Annotated in this window: 21 protein-coding genes; 12 read left to right on the top strand and 9 right to left on the bottom strand. The window is 58.7% G+C overall.

What is annotated here, in order from left to right; genetic code table 11:
- The first annotated feature begins 19 nt into the window (after positions 1-19).
- From kdpA to HQ945_RS16635, 5 genes are all read left to right on the top strand, one after another.
- Positions 20-1,723: a potassium-transporting ATPase subunit KdpA gene (gene kdpA, locus HQ945_RS16655; protein ID WP_174208301.1), complete on the top strand. Its 1,704-nt coding sequence runs from the start codon at positions 20-22 to the stop codon at positions 1,721-1,723.
- 11 nt (positions 1,724-1,734) lie between these two features.
- On the top strand, positions 1,735-1,908 hold the full coding sequence (locus tag HQ945_RS16650) for a hypothetical protein (RefSeq protein WP_153669709.1): 174 nt from the start codon (positions 1,735-1,737) through the stop codon (positions 1,906-1,908).
- Positions 1,905-4,007 (top strand): potassium-transporting ATPase subunit KdpB, encoded by a 2,103-nt coding sequence (gene kdpB / locus HQ945_RS16645; protein WP_174208300.1) that lies wholly within the window; start codon positions 1,905-1,907, stop codon positions 4,005-4,007. Before HQ945_RS16650 ends, kdpB begins: the two co-directional genes overlap by 4 nt.
- A gap of 11 nt (positions 4,008-4,018) precedes the next feature.
- Entirely contained in the window at positions 4,019-4,588 is a 570-nt protein-coding gene (gene kdpC, locus HQ945_RS16640) for a potassium-transporting ATPase subunit KdpC (RefSeq protein WP_113281249.1), read from the top strand.
- Positions 4,589-4,680: 92 nt separating this feature from the next.
- Complete coding sequence (locus HQ945_RS16635) at positions 4,681-4,866, top strand: hypothetical protein (protein ID WP_091923151.1); 186 nt, start codon at positions 4,681-4,683, stop codon at positions 4,864-4,866.
- Positions 4,867-4,893: 27 nt separating this feature from the next.
- On the opposite strand, the gene HQ945_RS16630 is transcribed toward HQ945_RS16635, so the two are convergent.
- The 3 genes from HQ945_RS16630 to HQ945_RS16620 form a co-directional block, all read right to left on the bottom strand.
- On the bottom strand, positions 4,894-5,331 hold the full coding sequence (locus tag HQ945_RS16630) for a GFA family protein (RefSeq protein WP_113281248.1): 438 nt from the start codon (positions 5,329-5,331) through the stop codon (positions 4,894-4,896).
- Positions 5,332-5,395: 64 nt separating this feature from the next.
- Positions 5,396-6,775, bottom strand: coding sequence for a DUF1214 domain-containing protein (locus HQ945_RS16625; RefSeq protein WP_343051249.1), 1,380 nt, complete (start codon positions 6,773-6,775; stop codon positions 5,396-5,398).
- A gap of 212 nt (positions 6,776-6,987) precedes the next feature.
- Positions 6,988-7,884 (bottom strand): LysR substrate-binding domain-containing protein, encoded by an 897-nt coding sequence (locus HQ945_RS16620; RefSeq protein WP_027232060.1) that lies wholly within the window; start codon positions 7,882-7,884, stop codon positions 6,988-6,990.
- A gap of 141 nt (positions 7,885-8,025) precedes the next feature.
- Between HQ945_RS16620 and HQ945_RS16615 the strand changes: the two genes are divergently transcribed.
- From HQ945_RS16615 to HQ945_RS16605, 3 genes are read left to right on the top strand one after another with little or no spacing between them, the layout of a single operon-like run.
- Entirely contained in the window at positions 8,026-9,276 is a 1,251-nt protein-coding gene (locus HQ945_RS16615; protein ID WP_113281246.1) for an aromatic ring-hydroxylating oxygenase subunit alpha, read from the top strand.
- Between the two features lie 2 nt (positions 9,277-9,278).
- On the top strand, positions 9,279-10,358 hold the full coding sequence (locus tag HQ945_RS16610; RefSeq protein ID WP_113281245.1) for an FAD-binding oxidoreductase: 1,080 nt from the start codon (positions 9,279-9,281) through the stop codon (positions 10,356-10,358).
- Positions 10,359-10,392: 34 nt separating this feature from the next.
- The gene (locus HQ945_RS16605) at positions 10,393-10,992 is read left to right on the top strand and encodes a dimethylsulfoniopropionate lyase (RefSeq protein ID WP_027232057.1); all 600 of its coding nucleotides are present in this window, start codon (positions 10,393-10,395) and stop codon (positions 10,990-10,992) included.
- Between the two features lie 65 nt (positions 10,993-11,057).
- Here the strand turns inward: HQ945_RS16605 and HQ945_RS16600 are convergent, their stop codons facing one another.
- Positions 11,058-12,059 carry an ABC transporter substrate-binding protein gene (locus HQ945_RS16600; RefSeq protein ID WP_027232056.1) on the bottom strand — a complete coding sequence of 334 codons (1,002 nt, stop codon included), beginning with the start codon at positions 12,057-12,059 and terminating at the stop codon, positions 11,058-11,060.
- A gap of 195 nt (positions 12,060-12,254) precedes the next feature.
- The gene (locus HQ945_RS16595; protein ID WP_027232055.1) at positions 12,255-12,884 is read right to left on the bottom strand and encodes a TetR/AcrR family transcriptional regulator; all 630 of its coding nucleotides are present in this window, start codon (positions 12,882-12,884) and stop codon (positions 12,255-12,257) included.
- A 145-nt stretch (positions 12,885-13,029) separates the two neighbouring features.
- Here HQ945_RS16595 and HQ945_RS16590 point away from each other — a divergent pair, with 145 nt between their 5' ends.
- From HQ945_RS16590 to HQ945_RS16575, 4 genes are all read left to right on the top strand, one after another.
- Positions 13,030-15,066 (top strand): NADH:flavin oxidoreductase, encoded by a 2,037-nt coding sequence (locus tag HQ945_RS16590; protein ID WP_027232054.1) that lies wholly within the window; start codon positions 13,030-13,032, stop codon positions 15,064-15,066.
- Between the two features lie 207 nt (positions 15,067-15,273).
- Positions 15,274-15,483: a dodecin gene (locus HQ945_RS16585; protein WP_027232053.1), complete on the top strand. Its 210-nt coding sequence runs from the start codon at positions 15,274-15,276 to the stop codon at positions 15,481-15,483.
- Positions 15,484-15,636: 153 nt separating this feature from the next.
- A complete protein-coding gene (locus HQ945_RS16580; protein ID WP_113281244.1) occupies positions 15,637-17,151 on the top strand; it encodes an FAD-dependent oxidoreductase in 1,515 nt (504 codons plus the stop codon).
- Positions 17,152-17,192: 41 nt separating this feature from the next.
- On the top strand, positions 17,193-17,993 hold the full coding sequence (locus HQ945_RS16575; protein WP_113281411.1) for a class I SAM-dependent methyltransferase: 801 nt from the start codon (positions 17,193-17,195) through the stop codon (positions 17,991-17,993).
- A gap of 12 nt (positions 17,994-18,005) precedes the next feature.
- Here the strand turns inward: HQ945_RS16575 and HQ945_RS16570 are convergent, their stop codons facing one another.
- From HQ945_RS16570 to ltnD, 4 genes are all read right to left on the bottom strand, one after another.
- Positions 18,006-18,665 (bottom strand): dihydrofolate reductase family protein, encoded by a 660-nt coding sequence (locus tag HQ945_RS16570; protein WP_113281243.1) that lies wholly within the window; start codon positions 18,663-18,665, stop codon positions 18,006-18,008.
- An 82-nt stretch (positions 18,666-18,747) separates the two neighbouring features.
- A complete protein-coding gene (otnK, locus tag HQ945_RS16565; protein ID WP_174208299.1) occupies positions 18,748-20,028 on the bottom strand; it encodes a 3-oxo-tetronate kinase in 1,281 nt (426 codons plus the stop codon).
- Positions 20,025-20,807: a 2-oxo-tetronate isomerase gene (gene otnI, locus HQ945_RS16560; RefSeq protein WP_091923132.1), complete on the bottom strand. Its 783-nt coding sequence runs from the start codon at positions 20,805-20,807 to the stop codon at positions 20,025-20,027. The genes otnK and otnI overlap by 4 nt, the downstream gene beginning before the upstream one ends.
- A gap of 19 nt (positions 20,808-20,826) precedes the next feature.
- Positions 20,827-21,756, bottom strand: coding sequence for an L-threonate dehydrogenase (gene ltnD, locus HQ945_RS16555; RefSeq protein ID WP_113281242.1), 930 nt, complete (start codon positions 21,754-21,756; stop codon positions 20,827-20,829).
- Positions 21,757-21,946: the final 190 nt, after the last annotated feature.

The raw sequence follows: 21,946 nt of genomic DNA, 5'->3' as shown, positions 1-21,946 counted from the left end.
GGCTTGGAAAGCTGAATTCATGACTATCAACGGCTGGATACAGATTCTCGTCTTTTGCGGGATCATCATTGTGCTCGTCAAACCGCTCGGCGGTTATATGACGCGCGTTTTTAGCGGCGAGCGAACACTGCTTTCGCCTGTCCTGGTGCCTATTGAGCGAGGCCTTTACCGCCTCGCCGGCACGAATGAGCGCGAGGAGCAGCACTGGCTGACCTATGCGGTCGCGCTTCTGCTCTTCAATATTGCTGGTTTCGCCCTGCTTTATGCCTTGCAGCGCCTGCAGGGCGTGTTGCCGCTCAACCCCGCCGGCATGGGCGCAACGGAACCGGGGCTCGCTTTCAACACCGCAGTCAGCTTCGTCACAAATACCAATTGGCAGAACTATGGCGGCGAGAGCACGATGTCCTATCTCGTGCAGATGGCCGGCTTTACCGTGCAGAACTTCGTTTCAGCGGCCACCGGCATCGCTATCGCCATCGCGCTTCTCCGCGGCTTTGCCCGAGCGTCCGGCAAGACCGTCGGCAATTTCTGGGTCGACATGACGCGCAGCACGCTCTACGTGCTCCTGCCGCTCTGCGTGGTGCTGACGCTGGTTTACGTCTATCTCGGCGTGCCCCAGACCCTTGGAAGCTATATCGACGCGACGACGCTCGAAGGCGCGAAGCAGACGATTGCAGTCGGACCTGTTGCGACGCAGCTTGCCATCAAGATGCTCGGCACCAATGGCGGCGGGTTCTTCAACGTCAATTCCGCGCACCCCTTCGAAAACCCCGATGCCATCTCGAACCTCATCCAGATGGTGACGATCTTTGCCATCGGCGCGGCGCTCACCAATGTGTTCGGCCGTATGGTCGGCAATCAGCGGCAGGGCTGGGCGATCTTCGCAGCGATGGGCGTTCTTTTCCTCGTCGGCGTCGTCATTTGCTACTGGGGCGAAGCCGCCGGCAACCCGCTCGTTCACGCGCTCGGCATCGACGGCGGCAACATGGAAGGCAAGGAGGCGCGGTTCGGCATCGTCCTTTCGGCGCTCTTTGCCGTGATAACGACGGCCGCTTCCTGCGGCGCGGTCAATGCGATGCACGACAGCTTCATGGCGATCAGCGGCATGGTGCCGCTCATCAACATGATGCTTGGCGAACTTGTCATCGGCGGCGTCGGCGCCGGGCTTTACGGTATCCTGCTCTACGTCATAATCGCCGTCTTCATTGCCGGCCTGATGGTTGGACGCACGCCCGAATATCTCGGCAAGAAGATCGAGGCCAAGGAAGTCAAGATGGCGATGCTCGCCGTTCTGTGCCTGCCGCTCGCCATGCTCGGTTTCACCGCCGCCGCCAGCGTCCTGCCTTCGGCCGTCGCCTCGGTCGCAAATGCCGGTCCGCACGGGTTTTCCGAGATCCTCTATGCCTATACCTCGGCGGCCGCCAACAACGGCTCGGCTTTCGGCGGTCTCACCGGCAATACGCCCTGGTACAACGTCACACTTGGCATCGGCATGTGGGTCGGCCGCTTCTTTGTCATCATTCCCGCATTGGCGATCGCAGGTTCGCTCGTGACAAAGAAGACGGTTCCTGAATCCGCCGGAACGTTCCCGACGCACAGCCCGCTTTTCGTTGGGCTCCTGGTCGGAGTCATCCTGATCGTCGGAGGTCTCACCTTCTTTCCGGCACTCGCCGTTGGCCCGATCGTCGAACACCTCGCCCTCGGCCTTGGCCAGACGTTCTGATGGAGCCCGCCATGCGTCACGGTTACTTGCAATTCAACCCGCAGACCCGCGCCAAGAAACTGGCGCGGGGTGCTGCCAAGCGCGTGCGCGCCTCGGACATCATTCTCGGCATGACGCTGATGACGATGCTGATCTGGCTCGCTGCATATGCCCTCATTCATCTTCACAGCTGGAGTCTCTCATGAGCCAGTCCAAATCTCCGAGTCTCATCGACTCGTCCATCCTGCTGCCGGCCATAGGCGGCGCCTTCAAGAAGCTCGACCCGCGCAGCCTTGCCCGCAACCCGGTGATGTTCGTTGTTGCCGTCGTCTCGGCTTTGACCACGGTTCTCTTTCTTAAAGATCTTGCATCTGGCAGCGAAAGCCTCGGCTTCACCTTCCAGATCATCCTCTGGCTCTGGTTCACGGTGCTCTTTGCCAATTTTGCCGAGGCCGTCGCGGAAGGGCGCGGCAAGGCGCAGGCGGATTCGCTCCGCAAGGCCCGGACCGAAACCCAGGCCAAGCTACTTTCGAGCGAAAAGGACACCAAGTTCAAATTGGTGCCCGGCTCGAGCCTTAAAGTCGGCGATCTCGTCCTCGTCGAGGCCGGCGATATCATACCTTCCGACGGCGAAGTCATCGAGGGGGTCGCCTCGGTGAACGAATCTGCGATCACCGGCGAGTCGGCCCCGGTCATCCGCGAGTCCGGCGGCGACCGTTCCGCCGTCACCGGCGGCACGCAGGTGCTGTCAGACTGGCTGAGGGTGCGCATTACCGCTGCGGCGGGCTCGACCTTTCTCGACCGGATGATCGCGCTTGTCGAAGGCGCCGAACGCCAGAAGACCCCGAACGAGATCGCGCTCAATATCCTTCTTGCCGGCATGACGCTGATCTTTGTCCTCGCAACTGCGACCATACCGAGCTTTGCCTCCTATGCCGGCGGTGCCATTCCGGTGGTGGTGCTTGTCGCGCTGTTCGTGACGCTCATACCAACGACGATCGGCGCGTTGCTTTCTGCTATCGGTATCGCCGGCATGGACCGCCTTGTCCGCTTCAATGTCCTCGCCATGTCGGGGCGTGCTGTCGAGGCGGCGGGCGACGTCGATACGCTGCTTCTGGACAAGACCGGCACCATTACCTTCGGCAACCGGCAGGCAACCGAACTGCACCCGGTCAAGGGCGTGTCCGAAGAAGAACTTGCCGACGCCGCGCAACTCGCATCGCTTGCAGACGAGACGCCGGAAGGCCGCTCGATCGTCATCCTCGCCAAGGAGAAATACGGTATCCGTGCCCGCGACATGCAGACCTTGCACGCCGATTTCGTGCCGTTCACGGCGCAAAGCCGCATGAGCGGCGTCGATATTGACGGCTCCTCGATCCGCAAGGGTGCAGTTGATGCCGTGCTCGCCTATGTCGACCAGTCGACCGTAGCTGCAGTTGCAGCTGTCGGCGGCAATGTGGCGACGATCGTGCCGCGACTTGGCGCCGACGTCGTCCGCGATCTGCAGTCTATCGCCGACCGTATCGCCAAGGCCGGCGGGACCCCGCTTGCCGTCGCGCGCGACGGCAGGCTGCTCGGCATCGTTCACCTCAAGGATATCGTCAAGGGCGGCATCCGCGAGCGTTTTGCCGAATTGCGGCGCATGGGCATCCGTACTGTGATGATCACCGGCGACAACCCGTTGACCGCTGCTGCCATCGCTGCTGAAGCCGGCGTCGATGATTTCCTCGCGCAGGCAACCCCGGAGAACAAGCTGACCCTCATCCGTGATGAACAGGCGAAGGGCAAGCTCGTTGCCATGTGCGGCGACGGCACCAACGATGCTCCGGCTCTGGCGCAGGCGGATGTCGGCGTGGCGATGAACACTGGCACCGTCGCCGCTCGCGAGGCCGGCAACATGGTCGATCTCGACAGCGATCCGACCAAGCTCATCGAAATCGTCGGCATCGGCAAGCAGTTGCTGATGACCCGCGGCGCGCTGACGACGTTTTCGATCGCCAACGACATCGCCAAATACTTCGCCATTATTCCGGCGATGTTCCTTGCCTTCTATCCGCAACTCGGCGCGCTCAATATCATGGGCCTGCAGACGCCGCAGAGTGCGATCCTTTCGGCGATCATCTTCAATGCTCTGATCATCGTCGCGCTCATCCCGCTGTCGCTGAAGGGCGTCAAATACCGGGCGGTCGGCGCCGCCTCGCTCTTGCGGCGCAATCTTCTCATCTATGGCCTTGGCGGCGTGATCGTTCCCTTCGTTGGCATCAAGGCCATCGACGTGATCATAACCAGCCTCGGCCTTGCATAAGGATCATTCCAATGTTGAAACAACTCAAACCCGCGCTGGTCATGATCGTGGCGCTGACCGTCATCACCGGCCTCATCTACCCGCTCGGCATGACAGGTCTCGCCCAAGCGATCTTCCCGCGTCAGGCCAATGGAAGCCTGATCGAAAAGGGTGGCACTGTCGTCGGCTCCGAATTGATCGGTCAGGCCTTTACAGGCGAACAATACTTCCACGGCAGGCCCTCGGCGGCCGGCGACGGCTATAACGCTGCCGCTTCCAGCGGCTCCAACCTCGGCCCGACCAATCCGAAGCTGATCGAGCGGATCAAGGCCGATGCTGCGGCGCTCAAGGAAACCAATGCTGATGCGGCAGTACCGATGGATCTGGTGACGACCTCCGGAAGCGGGCTCGACCCTCACATCTCGCCGGAAGCGGCCTATTTCCAGGTGCCGCGTGTCGCCAAGGCACGGGGAATGGACGAGGCTAGCCTGCGTCAGCTGGTGGACCGGCAAGTCGAGGGTCGCGAACTTGGCTTCATGGGCGAACCGGTGGTGAATGTGCTGGCCCTCAACCTCGCGCTCGACGGGCTAAAGGCGCCATAATTGTGATCGTGCCGGAGACTGGCAAACGCTGGTCTCCTGTGCTGCCTCAGGGTTCTCCTCGGTCGCGAGATTGATTTCGGAGAGTTTAAGAGATGCATGACCTTACCTTGATCCTGGCGATTGCGGTGGTTGCCTTCCTGGCTTACCAGGCCGAGGTCGATGATCGGCCACCCGCCGACCAGGAACCCCCGAAACGGGCACGCACAGCCAACTGGAAATTGCGGGTCGGCGCGATTGCCATCGTTGCCCTGCTGTTCGCCGCGATGTTCCTGACTTGAATTCAGGCTCGTAGCGGTTACGGATGTTCAGAACCACACCTCCGCGACCGTGCGCCCGTCGCGTTCCAGATCCTCGAAACTATGGAGCCCATCAATGCGCTGGAGCGGGATCCGGGCCACCTCATCCGGCTCGGCGAGCCGCAGGTTGATCGCGATTCTGGTCTGGCCTTTGTCGTTGGCTTGCAGGCCGCGCCAGCTGACGAGATTGCCGCAATGTCTGCAGAAATTGAATATCAGTGAGCGCGTCGCACCAACATAGGCGGTGAGGGCGCCGGTTGGGTCTTCGATATGGATCGCCCCGCCATCATAGTCATAGGCCCACAATACGCCGTAGCGTCGGCATGCAGTGCAGTTGCATATGGTCGCATCGGGGATCTCGCAGCGAAACTCCCATCGGACAGCGCCGCAATGGCAGGACCCGCGCGTTACGTTCCGATCACTGTCCGACGTTGCTCCCGTGCCCATACTTTCCTCCTTCGCTGCCCGCCGCAGTCCGCGTGGACTTATAAAAAGTCGCCTGCTGCCTCCCTCACTTCATCTTTTCAAGATCGTTGAGTATCCATGTCTTGTCGAACAGGGGTTTCTCCGGGCCATAGAAACGGAAGAGGACCTCGAACTTTCCGGTCGGGTCAGTCGGCACCCAGTTCGTGTCCTTCCCTTGCGGAGCGGTGGGGCCGAAAAACACCTCTACTGAGCCATCCGCGTTCGCTGCCAAACCGGGGCTTAGTGAGGACCGGCTAAGTATTTTCTGTTCGCGAATGAGGGCGTGAGTGGCGCGGTCGTAGACCGTGGCGGACCAATATTGCTTGACCGGAGGATGCGCAGGGATGGTGAAACGATAGGTGCTGGAGCCGTCAAGCGGCGCGCCGTCCTTGTCCTTGATCGTCATCAGATAGAACTGTCCAACCCCCGCATGCTTGGTGCTGAAAAATGCCATCGTATAGGTGACGCCGCGGCCATCAACTGCATAGCTGTCCGGGTCTGCATACTGGGTCTGCAGACCTTGGACCGCATCGGGTGAAATCGGAAAAACCCACTGGCGTTCGTCATAGTAAGGAGGGAAGGTGGTTTCATACTGCAAGTCCAGCCATGCATGTGCTTCGATGGCCGCTGCTGCCAAGATGTCCTGTGTGGCCTGGTTCGGCTGGAAGGCCTTGCCCTTTTCGATGCCGAGCGATTTCAGCTGGTCGATCATGGCCTTGTCGCGGACGAGCCATGGCTCGCTCTGCACGAAGCGGTCGAGCGCCTGGAAGAAGCGCAGATCGTATGGAATGGTAGAATCATAGACCTTGCCAAGGGCGTCGACAAAAACTGTATCCGGCGGGTTGGACGCCTGGCTGAAAGGATAGAGCTTGATGCGCTTGCCATAGGCAACTGCAGCATCGACGTCTGGCCTATTGCCGGATTTGGGGATGGACCGCAGCAGGGCATAGCCTTGGTAATTGCCTGATGAGAGCGGAATATAGCCTTCCGGAACGGCGGCCGTGTAGCCCGGTGGCAAGATCAGATACTTTCCTCCCGCACCCTTGTCGACGCCAGCTGGTCCCACATCCTCGAGTGCAGCCTGCCATGGGTCCATGATGCTGCCATTGATGACGCCGGTATCTGCCGGCGGAATCTCTATCACCACGGGGCCGTCCTTGGTGTTGAAAAAAGCCATGAGGTAGATAACGTCGGGATTTGGCGTCAGCGTCTGGTTTTGCCAGTCGAATAGACCGGACCAATAGACGATCTGGTTTGGCTTGCCGCCCAGCTTCAGCATCTGCTGGTACATGAGATCGTAGTTGACTGCGGGCATGCCCCAGACGACCGCCTCGAAGGCGCGGCGCTCGATTACCCGGGCATTCAGGTCGTCAGCGGAGAAGTCTTTCGCCGGAGCCGATCCTACGGAGAGTACAATTGCTAACACGGCTAACAGTGTCCGAACCATGGCGAACGCCCTTGCTTGCCCGTTGCGACTGGCTTGAACGATACTCCCATCGAAGGAAAACGTAAGTAACGCAACGGTAAAATTTGCGAACGCTACCCGAAGGTATCTCTAGCCAGGGGAGTTTGAGAAAATCGATCCGCAACCTGCATGGCACCTATACGCAGGTGCCTATTGAGAACTGAAATCCCTACTCACAGATTGCTTGCAATCCATTCAGCCGCGATCTCGCGAATTGGCATACGCTTGGCTCGTTTCGGGACGAGCACATTGTACCGTCCTTCGGGTGTGACAACGAGATCGCCCAGGCGAACGAGCGATCCGTCTTGCAGAAAACCATTCACTAGGACGTTCCATCCAAGCATGATTCCCTGTCCGGCCCGCGCGGCCTGCAAAGCGTCCGCGTAATGATTGAATCGCAGGCTCGGTTTTGGAACATGCGCCTTGATATCAGCACGCGAGAACCAGTCGCCCCAGGAGTACCAGGTTCTTTCGGAGACATCGTTTGCAATGAGGTCGGCGTTCGAATCGTAGAAGTGCGCGGGATTTTCGAGGCGCATTGCATATTCGGGCGAGCAGACAGGAAAAATCGTATCGGGCCTCGAAGCAATCACTTCCGCATCTTCGAATGGCGGAATTCCAAAGCGGATAGCCACATCGACTTCGCCGGATTCAAGTTGAATACGGGCATCCTGCGAAACCACGCGCATCTGTACCGAGGGAAACCGCTGTCGAAATTCACTCAGCCGGGGCAGAAGCCAGAGTGTGGAGAAAGCAAGTGTGGCGCCGATCGTGACTGTCTCGGTGCGATTGCTTGATCTTATAAGGTCGACGCTTTCGCTGATCGCCGAAAAGCTGTTGGCGAGCGACGAAGCCAGCATGAGGCAATTGGGTGTCGGCTCTATGGATCTGTGCTTGCGCACGAACAGCTTGGTTCCAAGGTCCGTTTCGAGCGAGCTTATTTGCCTGCTGACCGCAGACTGCGTCACGCCGAGTTCAGCCGCTGCGAGCGTGATGCTTTTATGCCGGGACGCCGCCTCAAGGGCGACCAATGCATTCAAAGAAGGAACGTTCTTTCGAAAGCCAGCCAAAGGGCACCTGTTGAAACGACACGCCAATCATCAGCCAGTGTCGGCTTTGCATGATATTTTCTCAAGCGAATTATGAGTATTTCTGCCGTTGAAGGTTGTGTTGATCAAGAAGATTATTTTCAAAACCAGGAGAGATCGACCATGCTTCAGACGCGCACTGAAATTTCGACGCTGCTGGACAGCCGTCGCGCGGGATATTCGCTGCCCGCCGAGTTCTATGCCCGTCAGGATATTTTTGAAGCCGACATGGACGTTTTCTTCCGTCGCCATTGGATCTGTGTCGGGCTCGAGTGCGACGTGCCTGAACCGGGCGACGCTCAAGTCATCGATGTCGGACAGACCAGCGTCATTCTTCTGCGCGATGACGACAACGAGATTCAGGTCGTGCACAATGTCTGCAGGCACAGGGGCTCCCGCCTTCTCGACGCGGGATCGACCGTGATTTCAAAACTCGTCTGTCCCTATCACCAGTGGACTTACGAACTGACAGGCGAGCTCATTCACGCCCCGCACATGGGTTCCGATTTTGACCGCTCATGTCACAACCTCAAGCCCGTACACTTCAAATCAATCGGCGGGCTGATTTATGTTTGTCTATCCGACAACCCGCCCGCCGATGTGCAGCGCCTTGCCGACACAATGGAAGAAAGACTGGCGCCCTACGACATCGGCAATGCCAAGGTGGCATACCAGTCAGAGGTCATCGAACGCGGCAACTGGAAACTGACGATCGAAAACAATCGCGAGTGCTACCATTGCTCGGCCAATCATCCTGAGCTTTGCGTCTCCTTCATCGACCTCGATTTCGGGTTTGACCCGGCAAGTTTGAGCGAGGAGGACCGGGCCGAAGCCGAAGAACATCAGGCGCTTTATGAGGAGCGCACTCGTATCTGGGAGGAAGAGGGGCACAAATCGGCGGTCGTTGAAGGCGTTGTGAATTGCACCACGAACTTTCGAACGCAGCGCCTGATCATTGCCGGCGCCGGAGAATCCCAGACACCTGATGCAACTGCGGCTTCAAATAAACTTCTAGGGTCCATGACACGGAAGGATCTAGGGGATACGCATCTATGGGGCCACAATTGCTGGCATCATTTCATGGGCGACCATGCGGTGATCTCGATAATAATTCCGTTGAGCCCCGATACCACGATGGTCAGAACAAAGTGGATCGTTCACAAGGATGCCGTCGAAGGCGTGGATTACGATATCGAGAAGCTGACCAGCGTGTGGGTCGCGACAACTGAACAGGATGCGGAACTGGTTGCCCGGGCGCATTCCGGTGTTCTCGATCCGGCCTACGAACCTGGCCCTTACTCCAGGTTCACCGAACAGCAGCTCGATAACTTTGCCACTTGGTATGTCGATCAGATGCGTGAGAACGGATACTGAATATGCTGTCTCCACTATCGTGCAGCCAGGACGGTCTTTACTGGGATCCAGCGCTCAACCAAAGGATGACCTGCGCTGATATCCGCGACGAAACTCATGATGTAAAAACGTTCACCTTTGTGTGCAGCGAGAGGCGTTACTTCAATTTCAGCGCCGGGCAGTATTTCAGCTTCGAAGTTGAAACCGACGGGATCGTTGAACGTCGTTGCTACAGCATATCGTCCTCGCCGTTGCGGCCTAGATCAATTTCAATCACCGTGAAGCGAGTCGAAGGCGGCCTTGTCTCGAATTGGCTGCACGACAATCTTGCTCCGGGAATGGAAATTCAGGCGCAAGGTCCGGTGGGCAACTTTAGGGTGCCGACTGAGTCGGAAGGCAAGTATCTGTTCCTGTCAGGCGGCTCCGGCATCACGCCGTTGATGTCAATTGTGCGGGCCTACGACGACGCGCATGTGTTTCCCGACATCGTTTTTCTGCATGCGGGAAGAACGCCGCAGGATTTCATCTTCCACGACGAGCTCGAATTCCGCGCCCGGACGATGCGGAATTTTCGATTGATCCTTCTGCCGGAGAGGATGGGTAGCAAGCCCGGATTTGTAGGTGCCGTTGGCAGACTGTCGAAAGAATATCTCGGTTCCGCCGTGCCGGATCTTGCGGCGCGCTTCACCATGTGCTGCGGACCCGCGCCATTCATGGCGGCCGTCCGCGGAATATTGGGTGAACTTGGCGCAGATCCGACGCGGTACCTCGAGGAAAGCTTCGATCCTGTGCCCGATGACATTGCAGTTGCTGCGGAAAGCCCTGGCGAGGCTATCGTCCCGAAATTCAAGGTGACATTTGCGCGGCAGGCAAAGGCAATCGAGGTTTCTGCAAGCCAATCGATATTGTCCGCGGCAAAGAAATCCGGCGTCCGGCTCCCTTCTTCCTGCGCAAGCGGAATTTGTGGAACGTGCAAGTCCAAGCTGGTCAGCGGCAAGGTCGACATGCAACATGGCGGCGGGATCCGGCAGCGCGAAATTGATGCCGGCATGTTCTTGCCATGCTGTTCAAAGCCGCTGACCGACCTTGTCGTGGACCGGTAGCTGCGGCTTGCTGCGCTTGAAGAGGGGTAATGCAATGAAGGGCCGCAACGAAGCTCTCCAGTCGTTCGTCGATGCCGCGTTCACAGCTTTCAATGAGTTTGCGCAAGGGCCGGAGTCGCGCCAATCGATCCAGAAGTTATTCTCAGCACTTGATATACCCGGGACGCCGGCGTCGCGCGCGGGAAGCAGGTTGCCCGCTTGCTCCAATCTGGACAGCGCACTTGGCGTCGAGGCCGGGCACGCGTCCCTGGCCCGACTTGTCGATCGGTTCAGGCAGATCGAGCCGTCTGTCGAATGGCGTCGCCGTTCCAGCAACAAGACTGCGAGCGACAATTTTGTCGATGGCCATGCAAATGCGATGATTCTTGGTCCTGGCGGGCTCGAACAACGCACCGATATCTGGCTCGGCGCTACCTTGTTGGCGCCGAATGTGCGCTACCCGGACCATGACCATTCACCCGAGGAGGTTTATCTCGTACTTTCGGAGGGTGAGTTCAGGCAGGGCGAGGGTGAGTGGTTTTCGCCCGGAATTGGCGGCTCGTTCTACAATGTGCCGAACATCAAGCACGCCATGCGGTCCCTCGACAACCCTCTCTTTGCATTCTGGGCCCTGTGCACGGACAAAGCAGCTTAATAGTCATCTGAGTCGGGCAGCAAACAAAGTGCGGTGAGCCTTGGCGCACCGCACTCCTGTAGATGTTAGAGGGAAGCTTCGATTTTCTTGGCGGCCTCCGGCGAGACCCACTTGGTCCACATGTCCTTGTTTTCCTTCAGGAAGTGCTTGGCGCCATCTTCGCCAGTCGCCTGATTATCGGTCATCCAGGCCATGAGCTTGTTGACCGTCTCGTTGCTCCAGGAGCGCTTCTTGAGATAATCCAATACTGCCGGATCAACCTTTTCCGAGAAGGGCTTGGCCAGCAGGGTAACAATTTTGTCAATCGGCCATGCATTCGGCTTGGGGTCCGGGCAATCTGCGACCGTGTTGCAGCGCTTCCACTCCGCCGGGTCAGCCGGAGCGCCTGGCTCGAGCTTCACCATCGGGTATTTGCCGAGCAAAGCGGTCGGCGCCCAGTAGTAACCTACCCAACCCTGCTTGCGCTCATAGGCCTTGGCGATGGCGCCATCGAGACCAGCTGCCGAGCCAGTATCAACGAGCCTGAAGCCCGCTTTCTCGGCGTCAAAGGCCTTATAGAGCTGCGTTGTAACGAGTGTGCCGCCCCAACCGGACGGTCCGTTGAAGATTGCCCCCTTTGAAGCGTCCTCGGGATCGGGGAACAGTTCCGGATGCTTCAGCATGTCCGGTATGGTCTTGATATCCGGGTGGGCTTCGGCAAGGTATTTCGGAATCCACCAACCCTGATTGCCGCCATCGGGAAGCGGCGAACCGACGGCTACGATCTTACCCTCGTCCGTTCCCTTCTTGACGATTTCAGGGAGCAGATCGACCCATGCTTCGGGGGCGATATCCGGCTGACCTTTTTCCGCCATGGACGTGATTGTCGGCACTGTATCACCGATGGTGATATCGGCCTGGCAACCGTAGCCTTCGTTAAGGATGATCTTGTCGAGATTTGAAAGCACTTCGGCGCTCTGCCAATTCATGCTTGCGATTGTGATGCTGCCGCATTCGGCTGCGTTGGCAAAGGAGGCTCCACCCAGCAGGCCAAAAACCAGGCATGTTGATGCAAGTAGTTTTTTCATTGTCGTTCCCTTTGTGTGCGGACTTCAATTCTGAGCGGGTTGCCGCGAACGCCCGCCCGGCGACTGTCAGGGATTATCTCCCATCCTCACCGATAGCCTGATGCTGTCCAACTTGGCGGGGCGCGCATGTTTGGGATCGATCAATCGTTCGCGCCAATCCTGCCAATCCAATTATCTGCTCGCTTCGCCAGAGTGTCATGCGGGTTTATGGCCATGCCTTGCGAAAAAGCGGTCAAGCTCCCTCTGCTGCGGCACCTGGCCGGTATAAATTGCGATGTACTCGGGAATGCGCTTCATGCGGGTCCCGAGATCTTCTTCGGACTGCATCGAGATGTATCCGATCTGAACCAGGTACGTCGTTCGAGCGCGCACGTCGGCGGTTATTTCCGAATGGCCGAAACGAACGAACATTTGCTTCAGGGCCTCGAGGCGCGTCTGGTCGGCCAATTGCACCTCCGCCAGGATTTCCGGCGATTGCAATGCCCAACTGCGGACAGCGAACTCGAATTTCGCATCGAACAGGTCGAAATTGATCCAGCAGTCGAAGACGTTCAACATCGCTTCAACCAGCGACTCGGCATAGGCCTCGGACTGCTTGACCATATTGCCGGTATTTTTCTCGCGCCACTTTGCGACAAGCGCGGCAAGCAATTCCTCGCGGTCCTTGAAGAACCAGTAGAAACTGGTGCGCGAAAGGCCGAGCTTCTTGGCCAGTGGCAATATCTTCACGGAGTCGATGCCGGACTCGAGAAGTGAGGCATAGGCTGCGTCCAGCCATCCTTCCTGGGATCCTCGCCAACCGCTGTCGTTTACTGACTGCTCCATGAACTGAATCCTAGCAAAATGACAATTGTCATACAACCAAAATGTACAGCTATGTCGTAAAAATGGACGATGATGTTTCGAATATTGACACATATGTACATTGGGCATAGCGTCTGCGTTGATACATCCAGTTTGGAGACGGCTCATGTCGGACGATCCTCTTCTTCAGCCTTATCAGCTCAAGCATCTGACGCTGCGCAACCGCATCATCGTGACCTCGCACGAGCCGGCCTATCCGGAAGACGGCATGCCCAAGGAGCGGTATCTCGCCTATACGGTTGAGAGAGCAAAAGGGGGTATCGCACTTACCATGACGGCAGGCTCAGCGGCGGTGTCGCGGGACAGTCCTCCGGTGTTCAACAATCTCCTCGCCTACAAGGATGAAATCGTCCCCTGGATCAGGCGCATGAGCGATGCCGTGCACGAAGAGGGGGCGGCAATCATGATCCAGCTAACCCATCTCGGGCGCCGGACGCGCTGGGACAAGGGCGATTGGCTGCCCGTGGTCGCGCCATCGCATCACCGTGAAGCGGCTCACCGCGCCTTTCCGAAGAAATTGGAGGATTGGGACATTGAGCGCATCATAAAGGACTTTGCCGATGCCGCTGAACGCATGAAGGCCGGCGGAATGGACGGGGTGGAACTGGAGGCTTACGGCCATCTTATCGACCAGTTCACTTCACCGCTCACAAATGAGCTGGATGGTCCCTATGGGGGTTCGCTGGACAATCGGCTCCGCTTTTGTTTCGACGTGTTCAAGGCAATGCGCGAACGGGTTGGTGACGAGTTTATCCTTGGCGTGCGCTACACTGCAGATGAGAGTCTTCCCGGCGGGACAGGAAAGGCCGAGGGCCTCGAAATCTCCAGACGCCTCAAGGAAAGTGGCCTTGTCGACTATCTGAACGTCATTCGCGGTCATATCGATACGGACGCCGGCCTGACCGACGTGATCCCTATTCAGGGCATGGCAAACGCGCCGCATCTCGATTTTGCAGGCGAGATTCGCGCTGCCACGAATTTTCCGGTGTTTCACGCGGCGAAGATTCCGGACGTCGCGACCGCCCGTTACGCGATCGCGGCGGGCAAGGTCGACATGGTCGGCATGACGCGAGCTCATATGACCGATCCACATATCGTGCGAAAGATCATGGAGAAGCGCGAGGACGACATTCGCCCTTGTGTGGGCGCCAACTATTGTCTCGACCGCATCTACCAAGGTGGAATGGCGTTCTGCATCCACAACGCCGCGACGGGGCGTGAGGAGACTATGCCGCACATCGTCAAGCGAGCGGACGTCCGCAAAAAGGTCGTTATTGTCGGAGCGGGTCCTGCTGGTCTTGAAGCTGCGCGCGTGGCCGGCGAGCGTGGCCATGAGGTTGTCGTGCTCGAGGCTGCCGACGATCCGGGCGGCCAAGTCCGGCTGACCGCGCAAAGCGAGCGCCGCCGCGAAATGATCAGCATCATCGACTGGCGAATGAGCCAGTGTGAAAAGCTCGGAGTGATTTTCCGCTTCAACACCTGGGCGGAGGCCGAGACAATAGCGGCCGAAAAACCGGATGTGGTGATCATCGCAACCGGGGGCATGCCGCATACGGAGGTTCTTTCCAGCGGCAATGAACTGGTCGTTTCCGCCTGGGATATCATCGCTGGCGATGCAAAGCCCGGCTCGAACGTGTTGATCTTTGACGATGCCGGCGACCATACAGGTCTCCAGGCCGCTGAGTTCCTGGCCAAGGCAGGTGCGAGAGTAGAAGTCATGACCCCGGACCGCTCCTTTGCGCCGGAAGTCATGGCGATGAACCTCGTGCCTTATATGCGATCGCTTCAGAAGCTCGACGTGACGTTCACCGTGACGTATCGGCTGGAACGGGCCGAGAAGAGCGGCAACCAGATCATCGCTCATATCGGTAGCGACTACGGCGGTGTCGCCAAGCAACGCACCGTTGATCAGATCGTCGTAAACCACGGGACCATTCCGCTTGACGAGCTTTATTTTGAATTGAAGCCTGCCTCGAGCAATCTGGGGGAGGTCTCGCACGACCAGCTTCTCGCTGGCGAACCGCAGAGCGTCATGCGCAATCCGCAGGGCAATTTCCAATTGTTTCGCATCGGTGATGCTGTAGCAGCGCGAAATACCCACGCCGCGATCTACGACGCTTTGCGTATCGCAAAGGATATCTGAGCTTGTGTTCGGCCAGACGCGCGCCTTGATCCAGGGGCGGCGTTCTCTATCAGCATGCCATTCGGCGAGGTGATAGCGTGCCGGCTACAGGATATTGGCCTTCACTCGGAATGAACTTCACATTTGCGCCCGGTCGGCCCAGAATGTCGGTACTTTGAAATAAGAAGGTACCGAAAGCCGACACGAAAAGCGCAAGAGGAGGACCCTATGGGTGAGGATCACGTCTACAAGAAGATCGAACTCGTTGGCAGTTCAACGGAGTCTGTCGATTCAGCGATCAAGAACGCCATCGCGCGTGCATCCAAGAGCGTGAGGCAACTCGACTGGTTTGAAGTCGACCAGATCCGTGGCCACATTCAGGATGGCGAGGTGGCCCGCTTTCAGGTCGTCCTCAAAGCAGGCTTCCGATTGGACTGAAGTGCGGCGTTGAGCGAGCGCCGGAATGTCACCATCATTTCGCGCAGCCAGGGCGCATTTTCACCGTCGCTGCGCCGGGCGCTTAGTTGTCGAAGTGCCGGCCATTGGCATTGGCTTTCAAGGAGTTGATGTTCTTTAAAGAAGGAGACACCCATGGCTCAAGACCAGTCCCCGAGCGGCCCCGACCTGACGCAGGGTGTTCCTGTCATTGCCCTCGATGGAGGAAAGCTTCTCGGGCATGTCGGGGAAAAGGACATTCTCGTGGTGCGAACCGGGGATGAAATATTCGCAATTGATGCACAATGCAGCCACTATCATGGTCCGCTCGTTGATGGGCTGCTAGACGGAAGTACCGTTCGCTGCCCGTGGCACCATGCCTGTTTTGACCTGCGCAGCGGGGAAGCCGTCCGGGCGCCTGCTTTAAGCCCATTGTCGTGTTGGAAAGTTGAGCAACGAGACGGCAAGCTCTTTGTTCAGAGCAAACTGGAAAAGCAAGAAAAGCCCGCAGGACAGGACGTGCCTGCGAGAGTTGTCATCATTGGTGGTGGCGGTGCGGGTTTTGCGGCGGCAGAAATGCTTCGGCGCCAGAATTATCAGGGCAGCATTGTCATGCTGAGCGCTGACACTTCCGTACCGGTCGATAGACCGAATCTGTCGAAGGATTATCTCGCTGGCAGCGCGCCGGAAGACTGGTTGCCGTTGCGATCGGACAAGTACTACAGCAAGGCGGGTATCGACCTTCGTTTGCAAACGGAAGTTACTGCGATCGACGTTGCCGTAAGGCAGGTAATCACCGCCGATGGCGACAAGGTGCCGTATGATCGGCTGCTCCTGGCCACGGGGGCCGAACCAGTACGCTTGACCATACCCGGCGCCGATCAGCCCAACGTCCACACGTTGCGTACGCTCGACGACAGCCGCGCAATCATTGCGGCCACCGGGAACGCCCGACGCGCCCTCGTTATAGGCTCCAGTTTTATCGGACTCGAGGTTGCTGCAGCGCTCCGGGCACGCGATATCGAGGTCCATGTTGTCGCCCCTTCCAAACGGCCGATGGAACGGGTACTCGGCGCGGAGATAGGCGACTTCATCCGGGCCCTTCATGAGGAGCACGGGGTTATATTCCACCTTGAAGATGCGGTCATTGCAATCGAGGGTTCAAAAGTCCGGCTGAAGAGCGGCGAACTGCATGAGATAGACCTTATCGTCGCCGGCATCGGGGTGCGACCCCGCCTTGCTCTAGCCGAACAGGCCGGCCTCGCCATCGACAACGGCGTTGTGGTCGATACCTATCTCGAGACAACTGTCCCGGGGATTTATGCGGCAGGCGACATCGCGCGCTGGCCCGATCCGCATACCGGTCAAGCCATCCGTGTTGAACATTGGGTGGTAGCGGAACGTCAGGGACAGGTTGCTGCACTCAACATGCTGGGACGGCAGCAAAAGTTCGAAGCCGTGCCTTTCTTCTGGAGCCAGCATTATGACATCCCGATCAACTATGTAGGGCACGCCGAAAGCTGGGACGACGTCGCAATCGATGGCGACATAAGTGCGAAGGACTGCGCAGTTCAATACAAAAGCAACGGACGGGTGCTCGCCACGGTCACGATTTATCGGGATCTGGAGAGTCTGGAAGAAGAAGTCCGGATGGAGCGCCAAAACGCTTGATGCGGGCCGGTATTTGCCGGTCGCATCTTGGGGAGGTTTCGATGACATCAAGTTTTAACGTGCATGACGCAGCCGGCTATGAGCAGCTTATGGGCCGCTGGAGCCAGAAGCTTGCGCTTCAATTTATCGACTTTGCGGGACTGGCCGATGGGGAAAAGATTCTCGACGTTGGCTGTGGAACCGGCAGCCTGACATTCGCGCTGGCCCGGAACGCCAATCTCAGCGAGATAGCGGCAATTGATTTTTCCGAGGTCTTTGTGGCGGAAGCGAACCGGCGCAATAAAGATCCTCGTATCCATATCCAGCAGGCGGATGCTTGTGCCTTACCCTTCAAGGATGCCGCGTTCGACCGTGCTCTGGCGCTTCTCGTGCTGCACTTCGTACCCGAAACCGCAAAGGCGGTGGCCGAAATGCGCCGCGTGGTGCGTCCGGGGGGCGTCGTTGCAGCGACCGTCTGGGATCATCTCGGCGGAATGCCGGGCATGCGCATGATGATAGATACCGTGGCAGCGCTCAGCGACAGCGGACGCCAGTTGCGCAGCCGCTATTGCTTTCAGCCGATGATGCAGCCCGGCGAACTGAAGCAGACGTTCGTCGAACAGGGGCTTGTGGAAGTGACCGAGACAGAGCTCATGATCCGCATGGACTACCGCGACTTCGACGACTACTGGGCGCCGATTGCCGCAGGGGAGGGACCGCTTGGCAAGTACGTCGCAGCCCTGGACAAGGCGGGCCGGGCGCGCACCGATGCCGCAGTGCGCGATGCCTACGAGGCGGGCCGGCCGGATGGCCCGCGTTCCTTTGCAAATGTTGCCTGGGCATGCCGGGGGCAGGTAGCCTGACGTGCGGAGATTCTAGGTCAGGTTTTTGCGACGTCGAAGTTCGGCTTCCGTTGGCTGATCGAACTCGAAGGAACCGGTTCTGACGTCGCCGTCGCGAATGTATTTATTGATCGTCGTCCCGGTTCCGGACGTTTTCGAACTGACGAGTTTCAGTGCAACAGGGGTGGCGCCTGACCCAAACAGCCGCTTGCCCTTGCCAAGTATGAGTGGAAATATCGAAACGTACATTTCGTCGACGAGATCATGCTTGAAGAGTGTTTGCAGGAAGTCGCTCGATCCCTGCGTCAGGAGGTCCGGCCCTTCCTCGGCCTTCAGCTTTTTGACCGCGGCGACAACATCCGGACCCAGACTCTGGCTGTTCTGCCACTCAAGCTTGAAATCCGCGTTACGGGTAGCGACGAATTTGGTGATGCGATCGAAGAGTGGCCCGATGGGATCGTCAGCACCTGCATAGGGCCAATGGGCCGCGAAAATGTCGTAGGTCTTGCGCCCGAGCAGGAGATCGAAGGGCTTCGCAAACATTTCGCCCACCGCCTCGCCCATTTTCTCGTCGAAATAGGGGGCAACCCACCCGCCATATTCGAACCCGCCAACAGGGTCCTCCTCGGGCCCGCCCGGCGCCTGCATCACGCCATCGAGACTGACAAAAGCACCGACAATCACTTTTCGCATTCCGCTATCCTTCCCGGAAAATTTCCATCCGCACCAAGGACGCCGGAGTGTGGGCGATGCCGACAGCGGTCGACAAATTATATCAACGCATCATGGCGAGTGCAGCCGGGAAGAAATCCTCGCCGCCGAAATTCCCCGATTTCAGGGCGAGAAGCATGTCGCCCTGTTTGTTGCCGATCGATTTCAGGACCGGAACGCCGGGCGCAATCTCGGGGCCGATCAGAAAGGCGGGAATGGCGAGCCTGTCCACAGCCGCTCCCGATGTCTCACCGCCGGCAATGACGAGACGGCGTGCGCCGCGCGCGACAAGTTCGCCAGCAATGGTCGAGGTAGCCGCCTCGATGCCATGACCCGATGCTTCGCGCCCATAGCGCGATTGCAAGCGCGCGACCGTCTCCGGCTCGGCGCTGGCTGCGATAACAATCGGACCTTCATGAATGCGATCGCCTGCCCAGGCAATTGCAGCCGCCACTTCTTCCGGCCCGGCAAGCAGGCGCTCAGGATCGAGCCGCAGCACCGGCATCGATTTCTCGGCGAATGCAAGTTGCTTGAGCGTCATCGCCGAGCAGCTGCCGGCAATGACTGCAGCAAGACCGCCAATATCACCCGCCACTTCTGCTTGGGCATCCTTGGGCTTCGGTAACTGGCCTGAGCGCACCAAGGCGCGTGCCAGGCCTAGGCCAAGGCCGGACGCTCCGGTTGAAACACTGTTCTCCAGTGCGACTTCACCAAGAATCTCAAGATCTCGTTCGAAAACCGCATCGGCGATCGCCATAGTGACGCCCCGGCCGCGTAGTGCCATCAGCTTTTCCCGCACAGCACCCGGACCTTTTGCGACGGTTGGCAGATCGACAAGTCCGACAGGTCCGCGCGATTGCGCTTGCATCACGCGCACGAGATTGGCGTCATGCATCGGATTGAGTGGATGGTCCTTGAGCGGGCTCTCGTTCAGCGGCTGGTGGCCGACAAAAAGATGACCGAGATAGACGGTGCGACGCGTCTCCGGAAAAGCCGGCGTGACCAAGACAGCCGTCTGCATATCCGAGCCGATGAGCGCTTCGGTAACCGGTCCAATATTGCCGGCAGCCGTTGAATCGAACGTCGAGCAGATTTTATAGAGGACATGACGCACGCCGCGCCTGCGCAACCATATATCGGCGGCCGTTGCGGCAGCGATGGCTTCACTCGCCGGGACCGAGCGGATCTTCAATGCGACCACGACGGCATCGACATCAGGGAGATGGAGTGCTGGATCAGGGATTCCGACCGTCTGAACAGTCCGCAGGCCATTCTTCGTCAGCGTGTTGGCAAGGTCCGACGCTCCGGTGTAATCGTCGGCGATGCAACCCAGCACCACCGTCATGGCAGGGTCCTTGCATAGGGTTTGAACCAGCCTAGTCCATCAAGGGTGGCGCCGCGCGGGTTGTACTCGCAGCCGACGAAACCTTGATAGCCCAACCGGTCGATTTCATCGAACAGCCAGGGATAATTCAATTCCTCCCGCTCCGGTTCGTGGCGCGACGGGACGCTGGCGATCTGGATATGGCCGATTATCGCCATCAACTCGCGCAGTGCAACCGTTACGTCGCCATGCATGATCTGGCGGTGGTAAATGTCGAACTGCAGTTTGAGGTTTGGAAGTTCGAGCTCCTTGATGATCGCAACTGCGTTGTTGAAATCGTTGAGGAAATAGCCGGGCATATTGCGCGCATTGATGGGTTCGAGCATCAGATCGATGCCTTTTTCCGCCAGCCGTTCAGCCGTGTAAGTGACGGATTGCCCATAGCGTGATAGCGCTTCGGGGTCGGCCGGATCGGCGATGCCCGCCATCAGATGCAGTTTTTTTGCTCCCGTCGCCGCGGCGTATTCGAGTGCGCGATCGACGCCTGAACGCAACTCGTCGAACCGTCCTGGCAGCGCAGCAATGCCGCGTTCGCCCGCGGCCCAGTCGCCCGGCGGCAGGTTGAACAGCGCCTGTTGCAACCTGTTGCGCTCGAGCCGCTCGGCCAGTGCTTCCGGCGCGGCGTCGTAGGGGAAAAGATATTCGACTGCACTGAAGCCTGCATCGGCTGCCGCATCGAAGCGATCGAGGAACGGCCATTCATTGAACATCATCGTCAGGTTGGCGGCAAATACGGGCATGCGTTCGATCCTGTAGAAATTACTTTGCCGCTGCCGGCAGGGTGGCGCCCGACAACTGCGCGTAAAGGCGGGCAAGGGACGAGTCGTCGTCAAGGCCCATGCCGGCACCCGAGGCGGCGAGATACATTTGCAGCGCCGCCGCCGCCAACGGTACCGGATAGCGCTCCGCACGAGCCATGTCCTGGATGATACCAAGATCCTTCACGAAAATCTCGATGGCGCTGAGCGGGGTATAATCGCCGGCAAGCACATGCGGGACGCGATTTTCGAACATCCATGAGTTGCCGGCAGATGCCGTGATGACCTCATAGACCTTGCCAAGGTCAAGTCCCTGCTTGGCAGCGAATGTGATGGCCTCACATGCGGCGGCAATATGAACCCCGGCGAGCAGCTGGTTGATCATCTTGAATGCTGCGCCGGTTCCTGCTTCCTCGCCGAGCTCGTAGACCTTTGTGGCCATTGCATCGAGGGCAGGGCGCGCCGCGGCGAAAGCCTGTTTCGAGCCAGAGGCCATGATGGTCAGCTCACCCGACGCGGCCTTGCTTGCTCCGCCCGAGATCGGGGCGTCGAGGTAATGAAGGCCGAGCGCTTCGACCCGCTTTGCCAGACCGCGGGCAACGGCCGGATCCATTGTCGCCGACGAGACGAAAACTGCCCCTGGCCGCATTGCCTGGCCAACGCCTTCCGGCCCGAACAGAACCGACTCGGTTTGCACCGCATTCACCACCACTGAAACGACGATGTCGGCATCCTTTACCGCCTCCGCTAGGGTGCGCGCGCCAAGCCCGCCTTCGGCAACAAAACGTTGAACGGCCGCGGATTCAACGTCGTATCCGGTGACGTCGAGGCCGGCGCGTTTCAGCGATCGCGCCATGCCAAAGCCCATCGAACCGAGGCCGATCACCGCAATCTTCGATGCTGCGCTTGCATTGTCCGGCAGTGATACCATCACGATGCCTCCCTGGGCTCACGTCACGCAGGCACGGTATTGCATTTTGGCAGCGCTGCCAATCGAAATTGGTAGCGCTGCCAAAATATCTTGATTAGTGCTGGAAAGACGGGAGAATGCACCAGTGCGGCGCGCGGCAATGGAACAAGGAAGCATGGAATTCAAGCAGCAGGAAGGTGTAACCCTTGCC

This window comes from Phyllobacterium pellucidum (assembly GCF_013327855.1).
Taxonomy (GTDB): Bacteria; Pseudomonadota; Alphaproteobacteria; order Rhizobiales; family Rhizobiaceae; genus Phyllobacterium; species Phyllobacterium pellucidum.
This window is presented reverse-complemented; position numbering and strand designations above follow the sequence as displayed.

Bases quoted from the DNA above. Each gene is read 5' to 3' on its own strand.
- HQ945_RS16635 (WP_091923151.1), top strand. From the start codon at position 4,681: ATGCATGACCTTACCTTGATCCTGGCGATTGCGGTGGTTGCCTTCCTG.
- HQ945_RS16590 (WP_027232054.1), top strand. From the start codon at position 13,030: ATGTCGGACGATCCTCTTCTTCAGCCTTATCAGCTCAAGCATCTGACG.
- HQ945_RS16570 (WP_113281243.1), bottom strand. From the start codon at position 18,665: ATGCGAAAAGTGATTGTCGGTGCTTTTGTCAGTCTCGATGGCGTGATG.
- kdpB (WP_174208300.1), top strand. From the start codon at position 1,905: ATGAGCCAGTCCAAATCTCCGAGTCTCATCGACTCGTCCATCCTGCTG.
- kdpA (WP_174208301.1), top strand. From the start codon at position 20: ATGACTATCAACGGCTGGATACAGATTCTCGTCTTTTGCGGGATCATC.
- otnK (WP_174208299.1), bottom strand. From the start codon at position 20,028: ATGACGGTGGTGCTGGGTTGCATCGCCGACGATTACACCGGAGCGTCG.
- HQ945_RS16605 (WP_027232057.1), top strand. From the start codon at position 10,393: ATGAAGGGCCGCAACGAAGCTCTCCAGTCGTTCGTCGATGCCGCGTTC.
- HQ945_RS16610 (WP_113281245.1), top strand. From the start codon at position 9,279: ATGCTGTCTCCACTATCGTGCAGCCAGGACGGTCTTTACTGGGATCCA.
- HQ945_RS16575 (WP_113281411.1), top strand. From the start codon at position 17,193: ATGACATCAAGTTTTAACGTGCATGACGCAGCCGGCTATGAGCAGCTT.
- HQ945_RS16580 (WP_113281244.1), top strand. From the start codon at position 15,637: ATGGCTCAAGACCAGTCCCCGAGCGGCCCCGACCTGACGCAGGGTGTT.
- HQ945_RS16585 (WP_027232053.1), top strand. From the start codon at position 15,274: ATGGGTGAGGATCACGTCTACAAGAAGATCGAACTCGTTGGCAGTTCA.
- HQ945_RS16650 (WP_153669709.1), top strand. From the start codon at position 1,735: ATGCGTCACGGTTACTTGCAATTCAACCCGCAGACCCGCGCCAAGAAA.
- HQ945_RS16630 (WP_113281248.1), bottom strand. From the start codon at position 5,331: ATGGGCACGGGAGCAACGTCGGACAGTGATCGGAACGTAACGCGCGGG.
- HQ945_RS16615 (WP_113281246.1), top strand. From the start codon at position 8,026: ATGCTTCAGACGCGCACTGAAATTTCGACGCTGCTGGACAGCCGTCGC.
- ltnD (WP_113281242.1), bottom strand. From the start codon at position 21,756: ATGGTATCACTGCCGGACAATGCAAGCGCAGCATCGAAGATTGCGGTG.
- HQ945_RS16600 (WP_027232056.1), bottom strand. From the start codon at position 12,059: ATGAAAAAACTACTTGCATCAACATGCCTGGTTTTTGGCCTGCTGGGT.
- HQ945_RS16595 (WP_027232055.1), bottom strand. From the start codon at position 12,884: ATGGAGCAGTCAGTAAACGACAGCGGTTGGCGAGGATCCCAGGAAGGA.
- kdpC (WP_113281249.1), top strand. From the start codon at position 4,019: ATGTTGAAACAACTCAAACCCGCGCTGGTCATGATCGTGGCGCTGACC.
- otnI (WP_091923132.1), bottom strand. From the start codon at position 20,807: ATGCCCGTATTTGCCGCCAACCTGACGATGATGTTCAATGAATGGCCG.